18 protein-coding genes are annotated in these 22,470 nt (G+C 49.8%); 4 read left to right on the top strand and 14 right to left on the bottom strand.

Translation table 11 applies throughout. The annotated features are described in order from the left end of the window. Positions 1-37: 37 nt before the first annotated feature. Positions 38-409, top strand: coding sequence for a VOC family protein (locus HP398_RS25265; RefSeq protein ID WP_026043370.1), 372 nt, complete (start codon positions 38-40; stop codon positions 407-409). A 38-nt stretch (positions 410-447) separates the two neighbouring features. Here the strand turns inward: HP398_RS25265 and HP398_RS25270 are convergent, their stop codons facing one another. Beyond that, positions 448-1,668: an MDR family MFS transporter gene (locus HP398_RS25270; RefSeq protein WP_173623990.1), complete on the bottom strand. Its 1,221-nt coding sequence runs from the start codon at positions 1,666-1,668 to the stop codon at positions 448-450. A gap of 148 nt (positions 1,669-1,816) precedes the next feature. Between HP398_RS25270 and HP398_RS25275 the strand changes: the two genes are divergently transcribed. Beyond that, positions 1,817-3,670 (top strand): SgrR family transcriptional regulator, encoded by a 1,854-nt coding sequence (locus HP398_RS25275; protein WP_173623991.1) that lies wholly within the window; start codon positions 1,817-1,819, stop codon positions 3,668-3,670. Positions 3,671-4,188: 518 nt separating this feature from the next. On the opposite strand, the gene nagA is transcribed toward HP398_RS25275, so the two are convergent. The 7 genes from nagA to HP398_RS25310 form a co-directional block, all read right to left on the bottom strand. After that, a complete protein-coding gene (gene nagA / locus HP398_RS25280; protein ID WP_173623992.1) occupies positions 4,189-5,358 on the bottom strand; it encodes an N-acetylglucosamine-6-phosphate deacetylase in 1,170 nt (389 codons plus the stop codon). Between the two features lie 45 nt (positions 5,359-5,403). Beyond that, entirely contained in the window at positions 5,404-6,483 is a 1,080-nt protein-coding gene (locus tag HP398_RS25285) for an NAD(P)H-dependent flavin oxidoreductase (RefSeq protein ID WP_173623993.1), read from the bottom strand. Between the two features lie 48 nt (positions 6,484-6,531). After that, on the bottom strand, positions 6,532-7,566 hold the full coding sequence (locus HP398_RS25290; protein WP_173623994.1) for a VOC family protein: 1,035 nt from the start codon (positions 7,564-7,566) through the stop codon (positions 6,532-6,534). A 205-nt stretch (positions 7,567-7,771) separates the two neighbouring features. Further along, positions 7,772-8,803 (bottom strand): FecCD family ABC transporter permease, encoded by a 1,032-nt coding sequence (locus tag HP398_RS25295; protein WP_173623995.1) that lies wholly within the window; start codon positions 8,801-8,803, stop codon positions 7,772-7,774. 2 nt (positions 8,804-8,805) lie between these two features. Next, a complete protein-coding gene (locus tag HP398_RS25300) occupies positions 8,806-9,861 on the bottom strand; it encodes a FecCD family ABC transporter permease (RefSeq protein ID WP_069848110.1) in 1,056 nt (351 codons plus the stop codon). A 131-nt stretch (positions 9,862-9,992) separates the two neighbouring features. Beyond that, positions 9,993-11,585 carry an AraC family transcriptional regulator gene (locus HP398_RS25305; RefSeq protein ID WP_173623996.1) on the bottom strand — a complete coding sequence of 531 codons (1,593 nt, stop codon included), beginning with the start codon at positions 11,583-11,585 and terminating at the stop codon, positions 9,993-9,995. 129 nt (positions 11,586-11,714) lie between these two features. Then, on the bottom strand, positions 11,715-12,689 hold the full coding sequence (locus HP398_RS25310) for an ABC transporter substrate-binding protein (RefSeq protein ID WP_173623997.1): 975 nt from the start codon (positions 12,687-12,689) through the stop codon (positions 11,715-11,717). Positions 12,690-12,963: 274 nt separating this feature from the next. On the opposite strand from HP398_RS25310, the gene HP398_RS25315 reads away from it, so the two are divergent. After that, positions 12,964-13,950, top strand: a complete 987-nt coding sequence (locus tag HP398_RS25315; RefSeq protein ID WP_173623998.1) for an ABC transporter substrate-binding protein — start codon at positions 12,964-12,966, stop codon at positions 13,948-13,950. Positions 13,951-14,076: 126 nt separating this feature from the next. Further along, positions 14,077-15,723 carry an AraC family transcriptional regulator gene (locus tag HP398_RS25320; protein WP_017252100.1) on the top strand — a complete coding sequence of 549 codons (1,647 nt, stop codon included), beginning with the start codon at positions 14,077-14,079 and terminating at the stop codon, positions 15,721-15,723. Positions 15,724-15,779: 56 nt separating this feature from the next. Here the strand turns inward: HP398_RS25320 and HP398_RS25325 are convergent, their stop codons facing one another. Genes HP398_RS25325 through HP398_RS25350 form a run of 6 tightly spaced genes read right to left on the bottom strand, consistent with a single transcriptional unit; the run spans position 15,780 to position 22,454 of the window. Continuing rightward, a complete protein-coding gene (locus tag HP398_RS25325; protein ID WP_017252101.1) occupies positions 15,780-16,568 on the bottom strand; it encodes a DeoR/GlpR family DNA-binding transcription regulator in 789 nt (262 codons plus the stop codon). A gap of 25 nt (positions 16,569-16,593) precedes the next feature. Continuing rightward, positions 16,594-17,757 carry a saccharopine dehydrogenase family protein gene (locus tag HP398_RS25330; RefSeq protein ID WP_173624062.1) on the bottom strand — a complete coding sequence of 388 codons (1,164 nt, stop codon included), beginning with the start codon at positions 17,755-17,757 and terminating at the stop codon, positions 16,594-16,596. A 19-nt stretch (positions 17,758-17,776) separates the two neighbouring features. Continuing rightward, positions 17,777-18,895, bottom strand: a complete 1,119-nt coding sequence (gene phnW / locus HP398_RS25335; protein WP_017252103.1) for a 2-aminoethylphosphonate--pyruvate transaminase — start codon at positions 18,893-18,895, stop codon at positions 17,777-17,779. Continuing rightward, positions 18,892-19,686, bottom strand: coding sequence for a phosphonoacetaldehyde hydrolase (gene phnX / locus HP398_RS25340; protein ID WP_173623999.1), 795 nt, complete (start codon positions 19,684-19,686; stop codon positions 18,892-18,894). Before phnX ends, phnW begins: the two co-directional genes overlap by 4 nt. Before the next feature lie 3 nt (positions 19,687-19,689). Continuing rightward, positions 19,690-21,399: a putative 2-aminoethylphosphonate ABC transporter permease subunit gene (locus tag HP398_RS25345; protein ID WP_017252105.1), complete on the bottom strand. Its 1,710-nt coding sequence runs from the start codon at positions 21,397-21,399 to the stop codon at positions 19,690-19,692. A 5-nt stretch (positions 21,400-21,404) separates the two neighbouring features. Beyond that, positions 21,405-22,454, bottom strand: a complete 1,050-nt coding sequence (locus HP398_RS25350) for a putative 2-aminoethylphosphonate ABC transporter ATP-binding protein (protein ID WP_173624000.1) — start codon at positions 22,452-22,454, stop codon at positions 21,405-21,407. Between the last annotated feature and the right edge of the window lie 16 nt (positions 22,455-22,470).

Genomic DNA, 22,470 nt, shown 5'->3' on the forward strand with positions numbered 1-22,470 from the left:
ATATAAAGAAAAAGGATGGAGAGAGGAATGATTGATCATGGCACATTTGGAATCGTTGCTTCACGTACAAGTTCCCGTAAAAAATTTGGAAGAGGCCATTGTCTGGTACTGTAATCACCTTGGCTTTTCCTTACAGGCGCAGTATCGTACTTCCGCTTTTCTTGCATTGTCTGCGGGGCCCACCTTGATGATATGGGAAACGGATGAGCAGACGTCCACAACCTTTACCGTTGATCATCAACCCATGCCTGTCTTTTTGTACACCACTTCCGATGTGCATGCACTCCATGATTATTTGCAGGCCCATGAAGTCTCGATTACCCACTACCAAAACGATGGCTTCGGATGGGTGCTCAAGTTTTTTGACCCGAGCGGAAACATGTGGGGAGTCATTCAGAAGAACAACTAGTCAGTTGGATATGGAACAAACAAGAGATCGCACCCTATTCAAATCATTACATGTGATGATTTTTCACAGCTTTTTCTTTGATGTTGCCGCTGCTCCCATAAGTGCTGGCCGCGTTGATAGAACGGAAACGCGATAAAGGTCAACAACATGAGGATAGCGAAGATGATCGGCCCTTGCCCAAAGCCGAGTACTTGGAGCAATACCCCGCCGACCCACGCACAAACACTCTGTCCAAGGAAGGCAAAGCCGCTGGCGCCGTAATACGCTCCACGTAAATGCTGGGGAGCGATCTCCCCGATCAGGATATCTCCGACGACAAAGCACAAGATTTCGCCGATCGTAAATACCACCATCGCCACGGAGAGCCAAAATAAATTCGTAAATAGCCCGAAACCGAGCAACCCCAGTCCAAACAATAGACAACCCAGCTTCAACGCGGTCATCGATGAGTACCGCTTCATAAACTTCGCGAGCGGATATTGAAGCGCTAAAACCGAGATAGTATTCACGACAAACAAAAAGGAATATGCCTCTATTCGATCATGCCCAATGTACTGGGAGAGTGTGGTGTCCAGATGTGAGTAGGCACCAGCAACGAACAAATTCCCGAGCAACAAGTAAAGAAATACTTTGTCTGTAAAAACAATGCGTGCCATCTGATTCATGGTGACCGGATCAGCAGCCACGTCCTGCTTCAACTGTTCCTTGAATATGACCATAAATACCACCAACACAGCTGCGTACACGGCAAAAATAATGGCTGTGACGAGGAAGGGTAACAAGGATGTGCTCCCTGCGCCCAGCTGCAAGCCGATTAACGGACCGATTGCTCCCCCCAGGTTGATTGCGAAATACCTGGCGTTGAAAACAGCTGCCCGCTGATCATCCGACGTGACATCCGCCAGCAGGGCACGGGCAGTCGGCTCAAATACATTTCGAAAAAGGCCGTTGCAGGCACTTAAAACAAAGAACATCCACGTCTCCGTCGCAAAAACGTATCCGATCAAGACGATGCTCCAAGCTCCCATCGCAGTGATCATCACTGGATATCTGCCCAATCGGTCTGACAGTGCTCCCCCGGCAAAGCTACTAATCGTTCCAACCAGCAAGCTGAGTGCGAGGATCGAACCAACGATCGCCGGATCAATTCCTTTTACCTTTCCTAAATAAATGCCTAAAAACGGAAGCGTCATAAAAAAGCCTGTGCGTGACAAAAAGGTTCCAATAATGACACCCCATGCCACCGGATGAAATCTCATTCTCCCCATCTCTCTTTCCCATTCCCGTTTGTTATCTCTCGTGTTATCTTCAGTATATGGATCTAGAAAAAGGGGAAAAAGGGTTCGATTTGATTGAATTCGATCACCTTTTCGCCTATGCATTTTTATATGAGAAATGGGGGCCTGCATGGTTACCGTTCTGCATTTTTTAGAGCTTCGTTCGTTTTTTCATCAAGAAGAACTCGGGAAACCGTTCCCTGTCACCATCGAAAAGTTGGCTGGGATTTGGCACTGTACGCCTCGCTACGCCAAGCTGATTGTCCGTAAGCTAGTCGAGCTGCGTTGGATCGAATGGAAGGCGGGACGCGGGCGAGGGAATGTCTCGGTCATGACGCTTCATGCTGATTCCGATGAAATCCTCCTCACCGAGGTCAAGCTGCAAATAGACAAGGGCGACGTCAAAGAAGCGATGGAGCTCATGAATCGCTACGGCAAAGCTGCCGTCAAAGACCAGATCATGGATTGGCTCTCAGAAGGAATGGGCTTCTCCAACCACTCGGTATCGAACCGTTCCCAAGATATCATCCGCTTTCCGGTGTACCGCACGATTGTGACGCTGGACCCTGGTCACGCTTATTATCACTTCGATGCCCATTTGGCGGGACAGATATTCAATACGCTCGTCCATTATGATCTGAACAGTCGGTCTATTTTGCCTTCCATCGCCCATTCTTGGGAAAGCAGCCCTGATGCAAAGCAGTGGACCTTTTATTTGAAAAAGAACGTGCTTTTTCACCATGGACGGGAATTGACTGCCCATGATGTCGTTTTTTCCTTGAATCGACTACGTTTTCATCCAGACAAGTATGAAGCAAGCTGGATGTTTCGTGACATAGAACTGATTGAGGCTATGGATCAGCGAACCGTGCGCATCCTGCTAAAAGAACCGAATTACTTGCTGCTGCGGCTACTGGCAACGATTCACGCAAGCATTGTTCCAGAAGAAATCGTTCGGCAGGATGAAAAAGGCTTTGGAGAAAAGCCAATTGGAACCGGCCCCTTTCAACTGACCCGCCTTGATGAGAGGATCTGTATTCTAGAGGCATTTCCAGCTCATTTTCTTGGGAGACCGCAGTTGGATCGTGTGGAAATTTTGATCTTCCCCGAGTTGGATATGGGGCGCCTAAAAGAACCAAATTGGGCGTCAGTGATGGTGTCGCACGGGGTCCAGTCGAAAGCACAAGCATTGAAGGAAGCAGTCATTCAGGATGGTCAGGACTGGTGCGATACGGAGGCGTTTTTTTCCTGCTGCAATTTGCTTGTTTTTAACCAGTGGAAGAGCGGTCCGCACAATCATATCAAGTTCCGCCAAGCGCTGGATCGGCTAATTGACCGGAATCAAATGATAGCCGATTTGGGCGGAGATCGCATACACCCGGCAAAAGGCTTCCGCACGTATCACCCTGCTTTAAGGGAGGTAAGAGCGAGAGAGAACGAGCAGCTCTGCCATGCTGAGATCATGTCCCTGCTACAGGAAAGCGACTATCAGGGAGAAACATTGCGTCTCGTGACCACAGCCTACCATGAAGAAGATGCGCTATGGATTCAACAACGATGCGGCGATTATGGCATTCATCTTGAAGTCGCCGTGAGAGAACCATGGGAATTTTCGAATCGCGATTGTTTGCCTGAACATGACTGCCAGCTGTACGGCAATGTGTTTAGCAGCGATCAAATTAGCGAGCTGGAGATGTATTTGCAAAGAAATTACTTTCTCCCCGCATTTGATGAAGCATTGGCTCGGGCGATCAACAAGGAGATTTGCTTGACGTTTCAGGAGCCAGACCGGCTTGCTCGGGAACACCATCTCGCCAGGATCGAAGCCATGATCAAGGAAAACTATGCTGTCTTGTATCTGGTTCAGAAAAAGACCCTTACGTCGTTTCACAAGTCTCTACGAGGCGTATCGATCAATTCATCGGGGTGGCTGGACTTTCATAAGATCTGGTTTCAGCCGGAGGCGTTGCAGCAGCAGTTGTAACGAGAGGCGCGGTTGTGGTGGAGGAAGAAGTGCATTTCCAGTCTACGCTTCGGCCTCCGCCCCGCTGTGGGTATCACTGTCCGCTCCGAAAAGAATGGCGGGAGCGCTTCAAACCAGAAAACGTTTCAACGTTTTTGTATGTGATAAAAGCTGAAATTCCCCGCCATTCTTTTCTACGCTGGGGCGGGCTCCAGAGGCGCTTGGACTGGAAATGCACTTCTTCCCACGAGGCTTTTTATTAAAACAAGGTGATACTAGAAGCCATTCTTCGAAGGATTATGAAAGCATCCCTGAGTTGACCTCAGAAAATGGGGTAAAACCCTGAACTTAACAATAGCTGTAGAAAGCCCTGTCACATGTTTGGAAGGAGACCGCCCGAACGAAGAGAGGATATAGGCGACTGGAAAACATGTGGCAGGCTTCTCCCCGACCACAACCGTTCAAGGACATCTTTATTCTTTCAAGCTAAAAAAAAGCAATCCAAGAGCGATCTTGGACTGCTTTTTTCTAATAAGAAACTACTTTGACTGGTGATACACTTCTTTCCCCGCAACGAAAGTCATCGTCACATCAAATTGTTCATTTAATACGATGATATCTGCATCGTACCCTGCTGCCAGACGTCCTTTTCTGTCGCCAAAGCCAAGGATACTTGCTGGCGTATGGGAAGCCATTTCCACTGCCTCTGGCAACGCTACTCCGCTCAGCTTCACCATATTGCCGACGGCCCGATTCAGCGTCAGGATACTTCCAGCAAGTGTTCCGTCTGCGAGCTTTGCCTGGTTGTCGTGGACGTGAACCTCTTGTCCACCAAGGTCGTACGTCCCTTCGCCCATCGCGGCTGCCCGCATGGAATCGCTGACGAGGGCGAGACGTTCAGCCGTTTTGACCCGATATAAAATCTTCATGACTGCTGGATGCACATGGATGCCATCTGCGATCAGCTCTGTGCTCAACTGCTCATGATACATCGCGGCGCCCACTACGCCCGGCTCCCGATGATGCAGTCCTGTCATGGCATTGAAGCAATGTGTAAAATGGCGCACGCCCGCATCTACCGCTTCCGTCGCCTGGGCAAATGTAGCGCCTGTATGTCCAGCAGACACGATGACATCGCGTTCTTTTAACCATGCAATCGCTTCAAGTGCTTCCGGTTGTTCAGGCGCAATCGTCACGACCTTGATCAGACCTTCTGATAACCCATACAGCTTTTGCACTGCATCGAGCTTGGGGATCGCGATGTTTTCTTCTTTTTGCGCTCCCTTGTAACGAGGATTGATCCATGGGCCTTCCAGATGGATGCCGATCGCTTGCGCCCCCGGAAGCCCTTCCCTGCTGTTCTGCGCGATGTTTACCAGCACCTGCTCCAATTGATCATAAGGAGCTGTCATCGTCGTCGCCAAAAAAGACGTCACCCCATGCCGTGCAAGTGCAGTCGAGATGGCCTGAAGTGATTTCGGCGTCCCGTCCATCGTGTCGTATCCATCAATCCCATGCATGTGCATATCGACGAATCCAGGGCAAATCCAGCCATCCTCTACTGTCACCACATGATTTGGCAAAGCTTTTCCATACTCATCAGCCTTGCCAACATAGGTGATCTTTCCATTTCCCACGACTACGAGACCATTATGCAATTCCTGTTCATCTGCGACAAGGTTCCCCTTGAGAGCGTATTCCTGGTTCACTTTGATTTCCTCCGTCTTTCGCGTGGCTTTCTTTGCGCGTTTATTCTACTGGGGTTGCCCCAGATTGCTGCAAATCCTCGTCGTCTCCGCTGCCAGCTTTTCAACGAGCTCACTCGCGCTAATTTCCTGGCTGAGTGGAGCTGCCTGCCCCGCCCACATCGACATGTACGCAATTTGCTGCTGCTTGCCCGCTGCGGCTCGAATGTCTTTGGTCAGGGCATTTTGTACCGGATAGGTCGGGAGCTCGTGATCAAATGGGGCGAGCGTTGTCATAAACTCATTTTGAATACCCCTTGCCCATTTACCAGAGAAAGCACGTGTCATCACGATGGACTCTTCCCTCGTCTCCAAAATGGCCTTCTTGTGCAGGGCATGTGCTCCGCTCTCCTTACACGTCAGAAAAGCCGTTCCGAGCTGTGCCGCCTGTGCCCCGAGCGCGAGTGCTGCTGCGATCCCTCGACCATCCATGATCCCTCCAGCCGCGATGACGGGAATCTTGACCCGATCCACCATTTGCGGGACGAGCGCCATCGTTCCAATCATATTGCCTGATGAATCCGGCAAAAAGGAACCACGGTGCCCGCCTGCTTCGCTGCCTTGGGCGGCAATCATATCAACTCCGCTCGCTTCCAATGCAATCGCTTCGCGAACGGTTGTCGCAGTTCCGATGACAGTGATTCCCCGCTGCTTCAACTCTGCCATCAAGCGATGATCCAGAACACCAAAGGTAAAGCTGAAAACGGCGGGCTGTTCCTCCAAAACGACAGCCATCTGCTCACCAAACGGCTCTGTAAATTGTGTCACCTGCGGATTTTGCGGGATACCCAGTCGATCTCGTACCTCATTCATTGCCTGGGCAATGCTCTCTGCGATCGGCTGGTCGGCATCATAATCTTCCGGGATAAACAGATTCACCCCAAACGGTTTGTCCGTTAACGCCCGAATAGACTTGATCGCCTCACGAATCTGCTCAGGTGACATATACGCCGCACCGAGCGTTCCGAGTCCCCCTGCTTCTGAGACAGCGGCTACTAGGGCAGGTGTGGTCGCCCCCCCTGCCATTGGCGCCTGAATAATCGGCCATTTCAAATGTAAACGCGAAGTGATAGGATTGTTTGTCCACATGGTAAATCCACTCCTCAGCTTATCGTTGTTCAAAATGAACAACCGCTTTTATTGTTTACTAGTTGATTGGTCGTCGCTGCGAATCCATTCAAGAAACTGAGCCAACACCCGGGCGGTTAACCCCCAGATGACACGCCCGTCCACCTCATAAAACAAATGCTCGACTGTCCCTTTTCGCCATGGATATCGCTTGCCACCCGGGATCAGATGATAAGGAAAATCCTCTTCGGGCTCGGTCATGACTGAGGAAAGATACTTCGCTGGCTGTGTTGCCAACAGCCGATCAAGTGGAAGGATAAAGACCTCTCCGACCTCGTCTGGATTCGGCTTCATGTCAGGGATTCCTTCCACGAATCCAATAAAGGGCGTAATAATGGAGGAGCCTGGCCCAATCACCTGATCCAGTTCGCCTACAAAATGAATCCGATCAAGTGGAATACCCAGCTCCTCGCTTGTTTCCCGAGCAGCCGTCGCCCAACGGGATTCGTCACTCTTCTCAGCACGCCCTCCCGGAAAACAAACCTCGTTCGCCTGTCGCCGCATCGTACTGGCTCTTTTTTCAAATAAAATGCCTAGCTGGTTGTCAGCCATTTTGACGAGCGGGAGCAAGACACTGTATGCGCCGCTCGTCCCTCGTTCACGTTCTTGCAATCTCTTGGAAATCTCCTTGATGGCAGGAGCAAGGGAAGCCGCCCCTGATTCCTGTGGCAGGTACTGGGAGACCTCGATCAAATTATGGTCCGGATCACGCAAATACACCGAACGAATTGGCCCGATGGCGCCTGTTTTTGGAACAGGTCCTTCCACCAAATGGACGCCGCATGCATGAATATGCTGGATGACTTGCTCCAGTGGAAGCGATGTGACAAGACATAGATCAGCGGAGCCGGCGACTGGATGCATCGCTTTTGGCTCCCATTCTTGTCCGCTTTGATGCAAATTGATTTTTTGCTGGCCGAAGTGCAGGGCCATCCTGCCGTCGCCAAACGTTACAACCTTCATTCCCAGGACTTTTTCGTAAAAGTGACAGGTTGCTTCGATGTCTTTTACCGTCAAAACCAAGTGGTCTAATCGATCGATCATATGCCTTTACTCCTTCTCGTCCCGATACATGCTTATGCTGATATTATAGCAAACACAAGGCGGTTGCTTCTTCCCCCCATTGTCCTCCAACATTTCCCTCTTTTCAATTCCCAAATTGCCTGATCTCCACTTCGCTGTATACAAAAACGAGCGTCTTCCTCGTAACTAGACGGGAAAACGCTCGCCAAATCCACAATTTGCGAAACTATGCTTTTGAACGTGCCAGCAAGTACAAGAAATACGGAGCACCGATAACGGCTACAACGATACCAGTCGGAATCTCTGACGGCTGCATGATCCAGCGTCCGATGGTATCAGCCACGATGACCAATAGTGCACCCGCTAGCGCTGATGTAGGCAAAAGCATCTCATGCTTTGGCCCCACTAGTCTGCGGGCCAAATGCGGACCGATTAACCCGACAAAACCGATGCCTCCACTCACTGCCACGCAGGAAGCAGCAAGCCCGACTGCGGCAGCCAGCAGCTTCAATTGTTCTTTGGCAACGGGTGCACCCAAGCCTTTCGCCAACTCTTCTCCCAAATTGAGCACGTTCATGACACGTGCTTTGTAAAAAACATAGGGGATTAAAATGGCGATCCAGGGCAGCAACGAAAGAACGAACTTCCAGTTGGTTCCCCAGATACTACCGGCGAGCCAAGTCGCCACAAACTGGTACTTATCCGGACTCAGCTTCAGCGTCAAGACGATCATCGCGGCACTCATCCCAGCCGCCACGGCAATCCCCGTCAATACAATACGGGTCGGAGACAATCCCTTGTGTCTTTTATATGACAATACGAAGATCAGCGCTGCTGTCACGCTGGCTCCAAGCAAAGCCAACACCGGTAGCAAAAAAACAGGTGCGGCAGACGTGGATGGATAAAACGAAATGAACAGCATCACCATCAAGCCAGCACCAGCGTTGATCCCTAAAATACCGGGCTCTGCCAATGCATTGCGGGAAATCCCTTGAATAATACACCCGGATACGGCAAGTCCTGCCCCAATCAAGAGGGAAATAACAATCCGCGGCAAGCGGAATTCAAACAAGATCAAGCTTTGTTTGTCTGTTCCAGAACCGATAAGCGTCAACAGCAGATCGCTTGGTGACAATCGTATGTAGCCTGTGTTCATACTGATGATAAACGCGATAAAAATGAGGATAGCGAGTACCGTCATAACCGCAAACGCTCTATTTCTTTTGCGGGTTTGGTAATGGGAAACCATATGCTGCATGATTACATCTCCCTTCTTTCTTTACGCGCCAAGTAAAGGAAGAACGGTACACCGATTAGCGCAATAAGTGCCCCTAACGGCGTCTCATACGGCGGATTTACCATTCTTGCGGCCAAATCGGCGAAAACGACGAGCAAGCTGCCCAAAATGGCTGAACAAGGAATGATCCATCGGTAATCGACCCCAACCAAAAAGCGGGTCATATGTGGAATGATCAATCCAACAAAGCCTACTGCCCCAACAACGGCAACTGCTGATCCAGCCAAAATAAGAACGATGATCATGCCTGCCAGTTTCACTAACGCCGTGCGCTGCCCCAATCCTTTTGCTACCTCTTCTCCAAGACTGAGCATCGTAATGGAACGCGACAGCATCATGGCACCAATAAGGGCTGCGAGAATCCACGGAAACATGACTTCAAGCTGAAACCATTTGGTTCCCGCCACACCGCCTGCATACCAGAAGGCCAAATCTTGTCCAATTTTAAAGTAAAGGGCAATCCCTTCGCTTAACGCAGACAATAGTGCGGTCAATGCAGCACCCGCCAAAACGAGTCGCACGGGAGTCAAGCCGCCTTTTGCCAAGGACCCAATCCCGTAAACCATACCTGCCCCGACACCAGCACCCAAAAAGCTGTAGAGAATCAGGTACATGAACGGCAGACCCGGGAAAAAAGCGAAGCAGAGAGCCAAAACAAATCCGGCGCCTGCATTCAAACCAAGCAATCCGGAATCTGCCAGCGGGTTGCGTGTCATCCCTTGCATGATGGCACCTGCAACAGCGAGACTCGCCCCGACCATTGCACCGCCGAGAAGTCGCGGCAAACGAATCTCCTGAATAATTTGGTGTTGCGTAATATCAGGATTAAATTGAAAAATAGCTTCCCATACGACAGCAAAGTGGATGTCGGCTGCTCCAAATGACACAGACAAAAACATCCCCAGTATTAATGCGAAAACCCCGCCGGTCAAAATTAGCGTCGCTGCCCAAGGGCGAGAGCGAAACGCAACCGGCTTTCCGTTATTCCCCTCTTTCAGGGAATGTGCGTGTTGACTCATACGTGCCACCTTTTTTTGTTAGTATGGAGCTGAGTTGTTTTTGATGATATTGATTCTTATTATCATAAAAGAATTTTAGGCGATGTATGAAAACAGTGTCAATGGACAAACGCGCACTTATCTTTGTACATTTAGGCTAACACCTTGAGGACATCATCGACTTTTTTCCCGTTGGCGATCACACCGTGGTTCATCCAGGTCATGAAATCCACCTGGTACGCCCGCTTGTTTTGGACAGCAGGAAGCGCTTGCCACACGGGATGGTTGAGCTGTAGCTGTTCGGCACCTGGTTTTCCCTGATGCCATTTGTCAAAGGCGAAAAAAATATGATCAGCATCCAGCGTAGACAACTCTTCCCACGATACCCCTTCTCTCCCCTGCTTGGCAAATTGTTTTTTTACCAGTGGAGCTGGCTCCATTTCCAAATCTTGAAACAACACCTGCGATGTGTAGTTTTTCTCCACAAGGATTTCATCGGCCGATATGCGCAAGAAGGCTACCTTCTGCCCTTTGAGACTGCGTCCCATTACATTTTTGGCAACTCTTACTTTTTGTTCATACTGCTCGATTGACCGCTCTGCCAATTCACTTCGGCCCAACCGATCACCAAGGGTGCGCAATGTTTTTCGCCACTCAGGACCGAACTGCCGAATCACGCATGTGAAGGCAATCCGGGCACATTTGGCATACGCATTCTCCTTCCAGCCTGTACATTCGCGAAGCATAATGACATCTGGGGCACGACTGGACAAGAGCTGCACGTCATCTGTCAGCACATCGTAGGTCGGTACATCATGCAGGCCCAAATAGTCCTGCTGCCCCCAATATGTATGCGCCCATTGAACGACGGGTCGAATGCCAAGAGCTAGCAAATAATCCTCCATATAAAGAGAGACGACTCGTAAATCATCCCGATGAATGTTGCGATATTTTCCTGGCGCGAGCCCTACACTCTGCTTAAAACGACGATTAAAATAATACTCGCTGTTGAATCCGACATTTTGGGCGATCTCGTTGATCCGATCACCTGTCATGAGCAGTAGCTGCTTCGCCTGATTCATCCGCAGCTGATGGATGTAATCAAGCGGTAGTTGTCCTGTTATTTCTTTGAAAAGCTGTGTGTATCGCCAACGTGCCACATGCGCTTCCTCTGCCAACTGCTCTACGGTCAGCGGCTCCTGGTAATGCTCCTCTACATACGCAATCGAACGTTCAACAGCTCGCCTCGGGTCCAAACTTGTTTTACCTGGCACATTTTGCTGGGCCAAAACGCATAGCAATTCCTCAAACCGCACGTGATTAAAAAATAGTTGCAGCGCCTCCGTGGCATCGCGATGCTTGTAAATCTCCGCAATCGATTCAACGACACGTGAAAAAGGCGTGCAGGTCAACTCCCCCGTACAGAAAAAAGCCTCGGAAGATTGGGCCTTCGTCGGAGATCCCGTGTGGACGACACGAAAAGTCAGATAATAATAGTCGAGAACATGACTCGTGCAACTGATCCGAACGTTCTGACGCGGTGCTGCAATCCAGCAACGCTCCCGAGTGAACCGATAAGTCGATGATTCGATTTCAATGAGCCCTTCTCCGTCTGTCGCTACAATCATCGTGTAGTCTTCCGGCTCTTGATAGTCCTGCCATCTTTCCACATTTCCTTTTTGGATGGCCGTCATTGCAAAGAATGATGGAGGAGATAGCTTGGTCCCGGATGCTTCGTTATTCATCTCCCTCACCCTTCTCGTGAGAATGATTATCATTTATTATTATAATGAGTAAACATCCCGAGGACAAGCTCCACAAATGAAAAAGAAAGCGCATCAGCCGATATGACGCGCTTTCTCTATTGAACTCGATTACTTTACAAACGCTTTGACCAAGTCGTCTGCCTTCTTCATATTGGCCAGTATGGCACCGGATTGCCAATGTGTCCGATCCATTGGGTAGACATGGCCTTTTTTCACAGCAGGAACAGATTTCCAGATTGGGCTCTCCAAAATCTTGAGCGCATCCTTGTTTTCTTCGGAAGTCCACGTGCCGTTCGACGGGAAAACAATGATATGGTCTGCATCGATAGCCGGGATGGCTTCTTCTGATAATACCACATGTGTTTCTTGATTTTTGGCAGCGGAATATGGCGTAAGGCCCAACTCCTTATAAAGCATGCCTGTGTAAACATTGCCATCTCCGAAGAGGGCCAAATTCGGCTTATTTCCCACGTTCAAACGAATGACAGCTACTGTTTCATTGCCAATCGCCTTGTCTAGCTTTGCTTTCGTATCCGCAATTTTCTCATTGTACTTTTGGATCGCTTCGTCTGCTTTTTCTGGAACGCCTAGCACCTCGGCGATTTTCTTGAGTCTTCCAATCGTGTCGTTACGGAGTTCATCCGGCAGCTTGTACGTAGGAGCTACCTTGCTGAATTCCTCATATTTCTTGGGATCAGCGTATCCATCCACAATGATGATATCCGGATTGGCTGCAAGCAACGCTTCCATACTTCCTGTAATATCAAAAAGCGGCACGTCCAGCCCGAGGTAATCCTGTTTGCCCCATGCCGGGTGATACCACTGGACAACCGGGGTCACACCCAATGCTGTCAAGAAGTCCTCCTGATAAATAGCAGCTACCCGCTGTGGCTTTACCGGAATCTCTACATCGCCATAGGCGTCTTTCACCACTTTGGTTTTCGCAGCGGTGTTCTCTGTCGGTGCTTTCTGCTCAGTGGATGTTGGCTCCGCTGCTTTTTCTGCACACGCAGTTAACACGAGCATCATGATCAATAATAATGCCATCCATGCCAATCCTGCATTCCGAACCGTTCTTACCATCTTTCTACCCTCTCTCACATCTGTTGATGATTATCGAATTGATTCTCATTCTCACTTTTTGCATCCTGATCATATGTGTTTCCTCGCCATCTGACAATGCATTTTCTCCATTATTTTTTGTCCAAACTCCACAACTGTCCGTGTGAAATCCTTCTCTTTGTACAAAATCAATGATGGCTATCTGACGTTTGTCCATTGAGCTGCTAAGCTATATCTGATAATGATTATCATTAGATAACAAACAGATTCAAACGACTACTGGAGGAAAATAGAAATGAAACACATGCGCAACATGACCGGAACGTTAGGAATTTTCATACTGGCTGGCAGCTTGCTCATTGGATGCAGTCCATCCGCTTCGCAAACAACTACCGCTTCCACACTTGGACAAGAAGCAACAAGCGCAACGAGCAGCGAGGCAAGTCAGAAAAGCCAAACGCGTCCATATACTGATTATCTCGGGCATGTAGGCAACATCCCGGTCTCCCCTGCACGAATCATCTATTCCGGTGAGACATTTGGCGATATGCTCGCGTTGGGCGTGAAGCCGATTGGGGGATTCGGGTACACCAACCAAATCTTTGAAGACCAACTGCACGATGTCCAGAATGTCGGTTTTCCCATTAATCTCGAAAAGGTCCTTGAATTACAGCCTGACTTGATCATCCATGCAAATACCGAAGAAAAAGAATATGAACAGCTATCCAAAATCGCCCCTACCGTCATTTTTGATACATTCGCCCCGTTGGAAGAGCGGATGACCCAGCTCGGTGATATGATTGGGAAACCGGAAGCAGCCACCAAATGGCTTGCCGATTACAAGCTCAAATCGGAGGAGATGTGGAAGAAGCTGAAGGAGTCTGGCATCATGAAAGAAGGAGAGACCGTCTCTGTCTTTACCTATTATCCAGGTGATCGGCTGTTTGTCATGGCAAGAACAGGGCTTTCCCAAGTCCTCTACGATACAAACGGATTCAAGCCCACTGCGCCCATTCAGGAAATACTCGATGCACAAAAAGGATTTGAACTCATCTCTGTGGAACGTTTGCCCGAAATAGCGGGAGATCGTATCTTTATTCTGAATACTGCGAGCGAGGAAGCTGAGAAATCAACGCAGGAGCTGCTAAAATCACGCATCTGGAAAGACCTTCCTGCTGTTAAAAACGGTTATGTCTACTTTATCGACATCGAAAAATCTAGCAGTGATGCGACAACAAGAGAGTGGCTCCTGCAAAGGATTCCTGAAATCCTGGCGAAGTAGTCCATCATGTCCGCCTGAATGAAACATGAGAAGCTTTTCAACAATGATTGAAAAGCTTCTTTTTTTTGTATACGATTGATAAAGCGAGTGATAATTATTCTCATATAAAAAAGGAGGGCATAACCGATGCTTCAATCTATACCACCTCATCCCCCGCTCGGTTCCCTTCATTTTCAGTTGTGTCAAGTAGAGCAGACGGCAAGTCCTTCACCCACTCCCTTCCATACCCTGCTCTTCTTCACAAAAGGTTACGGCAGCCTCCGTATTCACGATCAAACGATTTCGCCTTTGGCAGGAAAGTGTTTTTTGCTTTCACCGTCTACTCCTTTTGCGATCGAATCCTTGTACGACAGCGCGACTGAGTGCTACCAAATCTCGTTTACTGTCATCTCGTTCGATCCAGACAATAGACCCCTACCGTACCCATACGCATTGCTTGATGGCCGTATCGAGCTGTCCGCTCACCCCTCTGCCCGGCTCTTGCGCTTATGTGACGCTTTGCTCTTAGGCAAATCAACTTCTTCAGAAATGGACAGCTATTGGCAGCAATTGCGGTTCCAGAAGCTGCTCGGATTTTTGCTGGAACAAAATCTGTCTCCTGACCTTATCCCTAGCAAGAGCAAAGAGGTCGAGAACAGCATTCGTTATATTCAACAAAATTATCAAGAGAACATGACGGTCAAACAGTTGGCACAACTGGCCAATGTGCCGTCGTGGCAGTACACGCAGCTCTTTCGCCAGTTGACGGGTAAAAAGCCTTTGGAATATGTGACAGCGCTGCGTATTCATCATGCGAAAGAGCTCCTGAAAAGCTCGAACGATTCATTGCGGGACATCGCCTCGCAGGTCGGCTTCATGGATGAGTATTATTTCAATCGTCGCTTTCGAAAGACGACCGGTTACACGCCAAGGCAATATTCCAGGCTGACTCACCGCATGGAGCTCGTGCAGGACTGGACAGGCCATGAGGTAGAGATCCCCCTTCAGCCACAACGCATCCTTTATATTGGGGAGACGTTTAATGATTTGCTCGCACTCCATGTTGAAAATATCGTCGGAGGGAATTTTACCTGGATGGAACGAACCATCTATCGAGACAAGGTAAGACACATGCAGGATATCGACTTTCCCGTTGACTATGACCATTTGAAGTCATTGAAGCCAGATCTGATCATTTTCGCGAACGCAGAAGAAGACAAATACAAGCAGATGAGCCGGATTGCCCCAACGCTCACGTTTAATTCATTTGCTTCGCTGGAGGAACGGTTGCATACACTCGGAGATTGGCTGGGGAAAAAGAACGAGGCGCGGGAATGGCTCAGGAAATACCACATGAATGCTGCCACCATGTGGAATCAGCTCCGCTCCGAGCTTGTGCCTGGTGAGACTGCATCTGTCTTTATCCATGAGCATGGCGGGCGTCTGTTCGTAATGGGCACCTCAGGACTTTCCTCCGCCCTCTACCATCCAAACGGTTTTTCTCCTGTGGATAAAATTCAAGAAGTACTGCAAGCTGGCTACGGCTTTATCGAAATTCGTGAGGAGGACATCCCCCTGTACGCAGGCGATCGGATCTTTATGCTGCTGTCCGAAGACACTAAATCGCGTCAGGCTACTTCTGAATTGATGCAAAGTGATAGGTGGCAGAGTCTGCCTGCCGTTCAGAACGGCTATGTCTATTTTGTAGAAGCGCAAAAATGGAATTGGGGCGCTGCTCTTACCAGAGAGAGATTGCTGCAAATGCTGCCACTTTTGCTGCGCCATTCTTCCTGAAGCAAACAGGCCAGCTTCCCTGTCGTGGGGAATCGCTGGCCTGCTTACTCTTACTACTACTCCTCTGCTACCATCCATGCTACGTTTTTTGCTTGGAGTCCTTTATTCCATTCTGCTGGTGCTGCCATATCGCTGATCACGATGTCGACCTCTCCTAAGTCTGCGATCTTGCACAATGTGCTGACACCGATCTTAGAATGGTCCGCTAGCACAATGCTTTCATTGGCATTTTCGATGAAACAACGGGCGAGTTCCGTTCGATCTGGCTCATAGCAGGTCAAGCCTTTATGGAGCAGGATGCCGTCAGCCGCGATAAACGCCTTGTCCACATAAAATTGTTTCATCATCTTCTCTGCATAGGTCCCGCTTACCCGATGATGCTTGGCGCTCACCTTTCCACCCAGGAAGTAGATATCTGCCGCAAGCATTCCATTGTTTTGGTACTCGATTAATCGATTCAGCGCCGTGATCGAGCTAGTGAGGATCGTCAAATCTTTTTTCGTCACGAGAAAGCTGATCATTTGCAAAGGCGTTGTCCCTTCATCGATGACAATGGTATCGCTATCTTGCACCAAGTCCGCTGCCAGCCGCCCAATCCGTTTCTTTTCTTCCGCTCGCAAGACTTCACGGGCAAAATGAGAGGGCTCGGAGCGCTCCACTGTCAGCTTTACTGCCCCGCCATAGACGCGCTTCAGCTTTTTCTCCGCCTCCAGCTCTTCCAAATACCTGCGGATAGACTCAGACGATACTTGCAGCTTTTCGACCAGCTCATTGGTCCGCACCTTGCCATTGGAATTGATCAACTGCAAAATGATTTGCTTACGCTCTTCCCCGAACAACGACACGCCAAATGTCCCCCTATCTCGTGCTTTACGTCAGTTCGATCTTTTCTCCATGGATGTAAATCTGACGTTTTGCCAGCTCGTGAAAAATCACAGCCGGATCAAATGCTTCTTCTGGTGTAATGACGCCAATTGCTTTTACATTTCCTTTCGCGATCTGCTCAGTCGCAATCGCCAGCGGGATTCCTACGTTGCGGGTATAGGCGCGCAGCCCTGCCCAGTCAGCTACAGAGCCGTCTGATGCCGGATGTGTATGGTACAGGGTGTGCCCTACTTTGCGGCCGTCCTTGGTACCTGTTACCTCGACATGAAGCGAATACCCGTATAATTCCGTCTCTTTTCCCTCCCTAGAATTGTAGAGGTATTGGGAGATACAATCAAGGATTCCCACCTTTGTTTCCCCTACCGTGATGGGATCGTTCCGTAAAAAGCCATAATCATAGAGGGCTTTGACCAGCTCCATGTTTTGCTTCGGCCATGTTCCCCGGACCTCGATTAGCTTTACTCCTTTTGGAGACAAAGCCTGTGCTAGCGTCTTCGTTTCTGCATGAGGAATGATGTACTGAATGGTTTTTCCATATGGCTCAGGAAGCTTTATCTCGCGTGGGCGAGCAAATGGCGGTACTTGAATGAATGCGCCATTTTCATAGACGACGCGCCCTGGCAAATCTGGATCATACTCATAGGTCGTCGTCTCTGTGATCGATTTGGAAAAGGCAATCGGGCGAAAGGAACCGTGGCTGACACGCACTTCGTCGACTTCATCGAGCTGGTTCGCTGCATGCATCGCCATCATTTGGGTCAGTCCAGGCGTCATGCCAAAGCCTGGCAGGCAGGTCTTCCCATGGTCGCGGAAGATCGCATCCGAGGCGTTTTCTTCCCCAAAACCGTTCAAATTGATGCCATGGCAGCCAGCCTCCGCAATCGCAGCAGTAGACAGGCCGTTCAGTGTGATCGTGGTTCCGTCCATGACGATGTCGTAACCGCGCATTTTTTGGACCGTATCCGCATGATCGCGTACATTTACCGGAACAAAATCTACGCGAGGATCGTTCAGCCACTCGACTACCTTGCGACCTTCTTCTTCATTAAAATCACCGATCGTGATCTGCTCAAAATCCGAATGCAACACGAGATCGAGCACAGCTTCCCGACAAATATTTCCCGCTCCACCCAAGCAAAACACTTTCATCACGATAGCCTCCTCTTCTTTACTCCAGCCAGAAACGATTGTTTTCCATCGCAGCGATTAATCTCTCAATATCTTCGGGGTAAACTTCTCCGATATTGCCTATCCGAAACGTGTCCGCTTGCGAGATTTTGCCCGGATAAATGACGAAACCTGCCTGCTTCAAACGTTCATACAGCTCCGCGAAGGTGAACGCCTCGCTTTCGGGATAATAAAAGGAAGTAATGAAAGGCGATTGCGATTCTTTTGGCAACAGGATGCGAAAACCGATACGCTCCATGCCTTCTGCGAGTAACTGCTGATTTCGCTGGTAACGCTCGTACCGTTTTTCAACTCCCCCCTCTGCCTCAAGCTCTATCAGTGCTTGATAAAAGGCTCGCACGACATGAGTCGGAGAAGTATAGCGCCACTTTCCATTTTGCTCCTCCATCGTCTTCCACTGGCTGTACAAATCGAGGGACAGCGTACGGGCAATCCCTCTGCATCGGATGAGCGCTGACGTCTTGGCAACGACAAAGCCGAAACCAGGCACGCCTTGAATGCATTTGTTTGCGCTAGAGATCAGGAAGTCGATCGAGAGCTGTGCTGCATCCAACGGAATGCCACCGAAGCTACTCATCGCATCTACGATATAGACTTTTCCGTACTTCTTGGCGACTTCACCAATTTCTTTGATGGGATTAAGCATGCCGGTAGTCGTTTCCGAATGCACCACAGCCACATGCGTAATCGTTGCATCTGCCGCGAGTTTTTGCTCCAAAGCTTCTGCATCGGCCTTTGTCACTTCACCAAAGTCAATTACCTCTGTTGCGATTTCATGGACTTGTGCCATTTCCACGATCCGATCCCCGTATGCGCCATTCGTCAGGACGAGCAGCTTGCCGTCTGCGGGAATCGCACTGCTCACCACCGCTTCCACACAAAAGGTCCCGCTGCCTTGCATCAAAACGCTCGTATAATCCTCTACCTGGGAGGTTGCCAATCGGACGAGCTTTTGGCGGATTGCCTGTACGAGTTCATTGTAATCACGGTCCCACGTGCACCAATCCCGCAGCATTGCCTCGCGTACGGTTGATGAAGTGGTCAATGGTCCGGGGGTGAGCAACAAGTACGAATTGTCGGTTAGTCGTGTCTGATTCATGGTCTCTCTCCTTCTGCATGAAGCATCTCGATGTTTTTTAGCACCTCATCCAAGCATCCGATCTCCGCGACCACGTAGTGCGCACCCGCCGCCATCAGTCGTTCTGTTGCGATAGCCAGTCTTTTATCCAGCTCTTCCTGTGGCATGCTATTCACTTCCTCCAAGGACAGGCCGAGTTCGCTTCCACCCTTCAGGACGCCAACGGTCCACATCCCGGCGTTTCTTCCTTCTTTCATATCGCTCGTCGTATCACCGACCTTGACGATCTCGTTCATTGGAAATACGTCCAGTAGAATCGCATTTTGATAGCACATCCATGGAAATGGACGTCCAGCAGGCACTTCACTTGGGGTGACAAGTGCGTCCGGTTCGTAGCCCTGTTGCTTAGCCGATGCTGCTACAACATTCATCATGTCCCTCGTGTAGCCTGTGGTCGAGCCGATTTTGATTCCTTGCTCGCGAAGTCGTCCTACCAATTCAATTGCTCCCGGAACAGGAGTGGCGTACTCGTGCAGCGTCTCCATCAGCATCGGTTCGAAGTCAGCGTACAATTCGTCCACATCCGCTTCATTTGGAAGTCGACCGTAACGCTCTTGCCATAGCGCTGCTACCCGCTCCATTTTGCAAAGTGCCTGGATATGATCGCGCTTGAGCATTCCCATCGGTTCGCGCGCTTCTGCTGCTGTCAGCTCAATCCCCCGTTTTTTGAACACCTGTAAAAAGACAGCTAAAGGAGCAAAACATCCGTAATCTACCATCGTTCCCGCCCAATCAAATACTACTGCTTTCATGCTTTATGCCACCTGACCTTTCTCTTGGTAGGACCCTGTTGTCCGCTTGCGAAGTTTGGATGCGATCCATTCTGCACCAGCACGTGCGATGATGTTGAGGAAGACGATCAATACCGACATCGCTGCTGCCGGAGCCACATCCCCGGCGTCATCCATGTTGACGATGGAGACAGAAGCCAACTTGAAATCCGCTGCGTACAGAAAAACAACCGCCGAGATCGTCACCATCGAGTTGATGAAAAAGTACACCGCCATCTCGACAATCGCCGGCATACAGACGGGAATCGTGACGCGCCACATTAGCTTTGTCTGCGAGATCCCCATGGACTCTGCCGCTTGCTCGAACTCGGGATCGAGCTTTTTCAACGCGCTCGTTGCTGTAATGAAGCCTACTGCGAAAAAATGAATGACGTTCGCCAAAATCAAAATCCAGATCGTTCCGTACATACCGTGAAATGGATTCGACGGATTGTTGAAGAAGAAAATGTACGCTAGTCCAATGACCATCCCCGGTAATGCCAGCGGGAGAATCGACAGGAAGTATCCAGCTTGGCGAAGCCCTTTCCACACTTGGGATTTTTCAATCGTGTAGGCGGTAATAAACGTGACCGCCGTCCCGATCACTGCCGTCAGCAAGGCGACAAGAATGCTGTTCCACAGTGGCTCGATCCCTTCTCCAGCAACGTTGGAAAAGTCGTAATGATCCAAGCCAAAAGTCAGATTATACGGCCATACTTTGATGAAAGAAGCCAGCACCACCGCAGCCATGAGGAGCAGCAAAAATCCGCTGACGCTCACACAAAGGATGGAATAAAACAAATCACGCAAACGATTCTCCTTGATTCGATACGGTTTGGACTTGGCTGTTACAGCCGCGTGTTGCTTCCGCTCAACAATCCGGTCCACGACAAACGCCACGAGAGCGGGAATAATCAAAAGCAGCCCAACCGTTGCTCCCATCGTCATATTTTGCTGACCGATGACCTGCTTGTAGACGTCTGTCGCCAGTACGGAAAACTGTCCGCCGACAACCTTTGGTGCTCCGAAGTCAGTAAACGAGAGAGTAAAACAGACAAAGCAGGCGCTGACGATACCGTATTTCACGCTAGGAATCGTCACTACAAAAAACTTGCGCCAATGGTTCGCTCCGAGCGTATCCGCCGCTTCGTACAGCTGATAGTCGGCAAAAGCAAGGGAAACAGCGAGAATCAAATACGCTTGCGGGAAAACATAGACGATCTCCGCCAAAATAATCCCCACTGGGCCGTACAGATCGATGTCCCATTGAAACGGGAGCAACCCGAAGATCCCCGTCGTCACCAGCCCTTGATTCCCAAAGAGGTAGGTCAGGGCGATTCCGTGCATCATCGTGGGCGCAAACAGCGGCAGCAGCGCGATCGCCCGAAAGACTCGTTTTCCGCGAATCCCGCTACGCGTCAAGGCATACGCGAACAGAAAAGCGAGTGTGACTGCGATCAGCGTCGTCATCGCAGAAATATACAAGGTGTTATTCAGCGACCCTGCCAGTGCTGGGGTGGAAAAGTACGTAACGAAATTGTCCAGGCCGATGAACTGACCGTTCTTGTTATAGAATGCTTTGGAAAACAGCTGGCCAAGTGGCAACAGAACACTCGCTGACAATCCAAGAACGATGAGAGCGATGAGCCACTTTTGCATGGCTTTTCCATCGAAGATCGATGTCATTTCCTTCATGCTGCTCACCCCTGTTCCTCTATGGCTGGCGCATGCTCAAAGGTCAGCAAATTCTCCAGCGGAAACTCTAGCCACACCTTTTTGTCTCGGGCAATTCCAAGTCTTTGTGCCTCGGCCGCTATCAAATCGATTGTCAGAAGCTCTTTTTTTATCTGACCTTCCTCTTGCCACTCCAGAAAGATTCGGTAAAAAGCACCGCGAAATTCTATCTCGGAAATAGTCGCAGGTATGGCACATTCGGACTCGTTCTGCAAAAGCCGCACATGCTCCGGTCTGATCGCAAGTAAGCGATTCGGATCAGATTGCGCATTCTCAAAGCGACTGTACTCAAAAAAGTTGATCGCTCCGATAAAATCAGCAACAAACGGAGTGGCTGGTTTGTTATAGATCTCCTCGGGTGTACCTACCTGAACGACCTCGCCGTGATCCATGACGACGATCTTGTCTGCCATGGTCAATGCCTCATCCTGGTCATGCGTGACCATCACTGTTGTCATGCCGTACTGCTCATGCAAACGCCGAATCTCCCGGCGCAGCTTTTGTCTTACTTTTGCATCCAATGCGGATAGTGGTTCATCTAAAAGCAAGACATCCGGCGATAGAGAAATCGCTCTCGCCAAGGCAATTCGCTGCTGTTGACCGCCTGAGAGCTGGCTGGGATATTTGGCGGCGGCATGAGACAAATCTACCATGTCTAGCGCCTCTTCTACTTTGGCTGCGATCTCTTTTTTCCCCAGCTTCTTTTCTTGCAGGCCAAAGGCAATGTTTTCGGCAGCCGTCAAATTGGGAAACAAGGCGTACGACTGGAACATCATCGCAATGTTTCGTTTCGCTGGTGGCAGGGAAGTAATCTCCCTGCCTCCCAGGATCATCTTGCCTGTCGTCGGCTGCTCCAATCCAGCCAGCATTCTCAGTAATGTCGTTTTACCGCAGCCACTGGGACCGAGCAGACAAACAAATTCATTCTTGTCAATTTCGATGGAAATGTGCTCCAATGCGGCAAACAAACCAAAGCGTTTACTGACCCCTTGAATGGATAGATAGGATTGTGTCATGCTGTTCTCCTCGCTG

The organism is Brevibacillus sp. HB1.4B (genome assembly GCF_013284285.1).
Taxonomy (GTDB): Bacteria; Bacillota; Bacilli; order Brevibacillales; family Brevibacillaceae; genus Brevibacillus; species Brevibacillus porteri.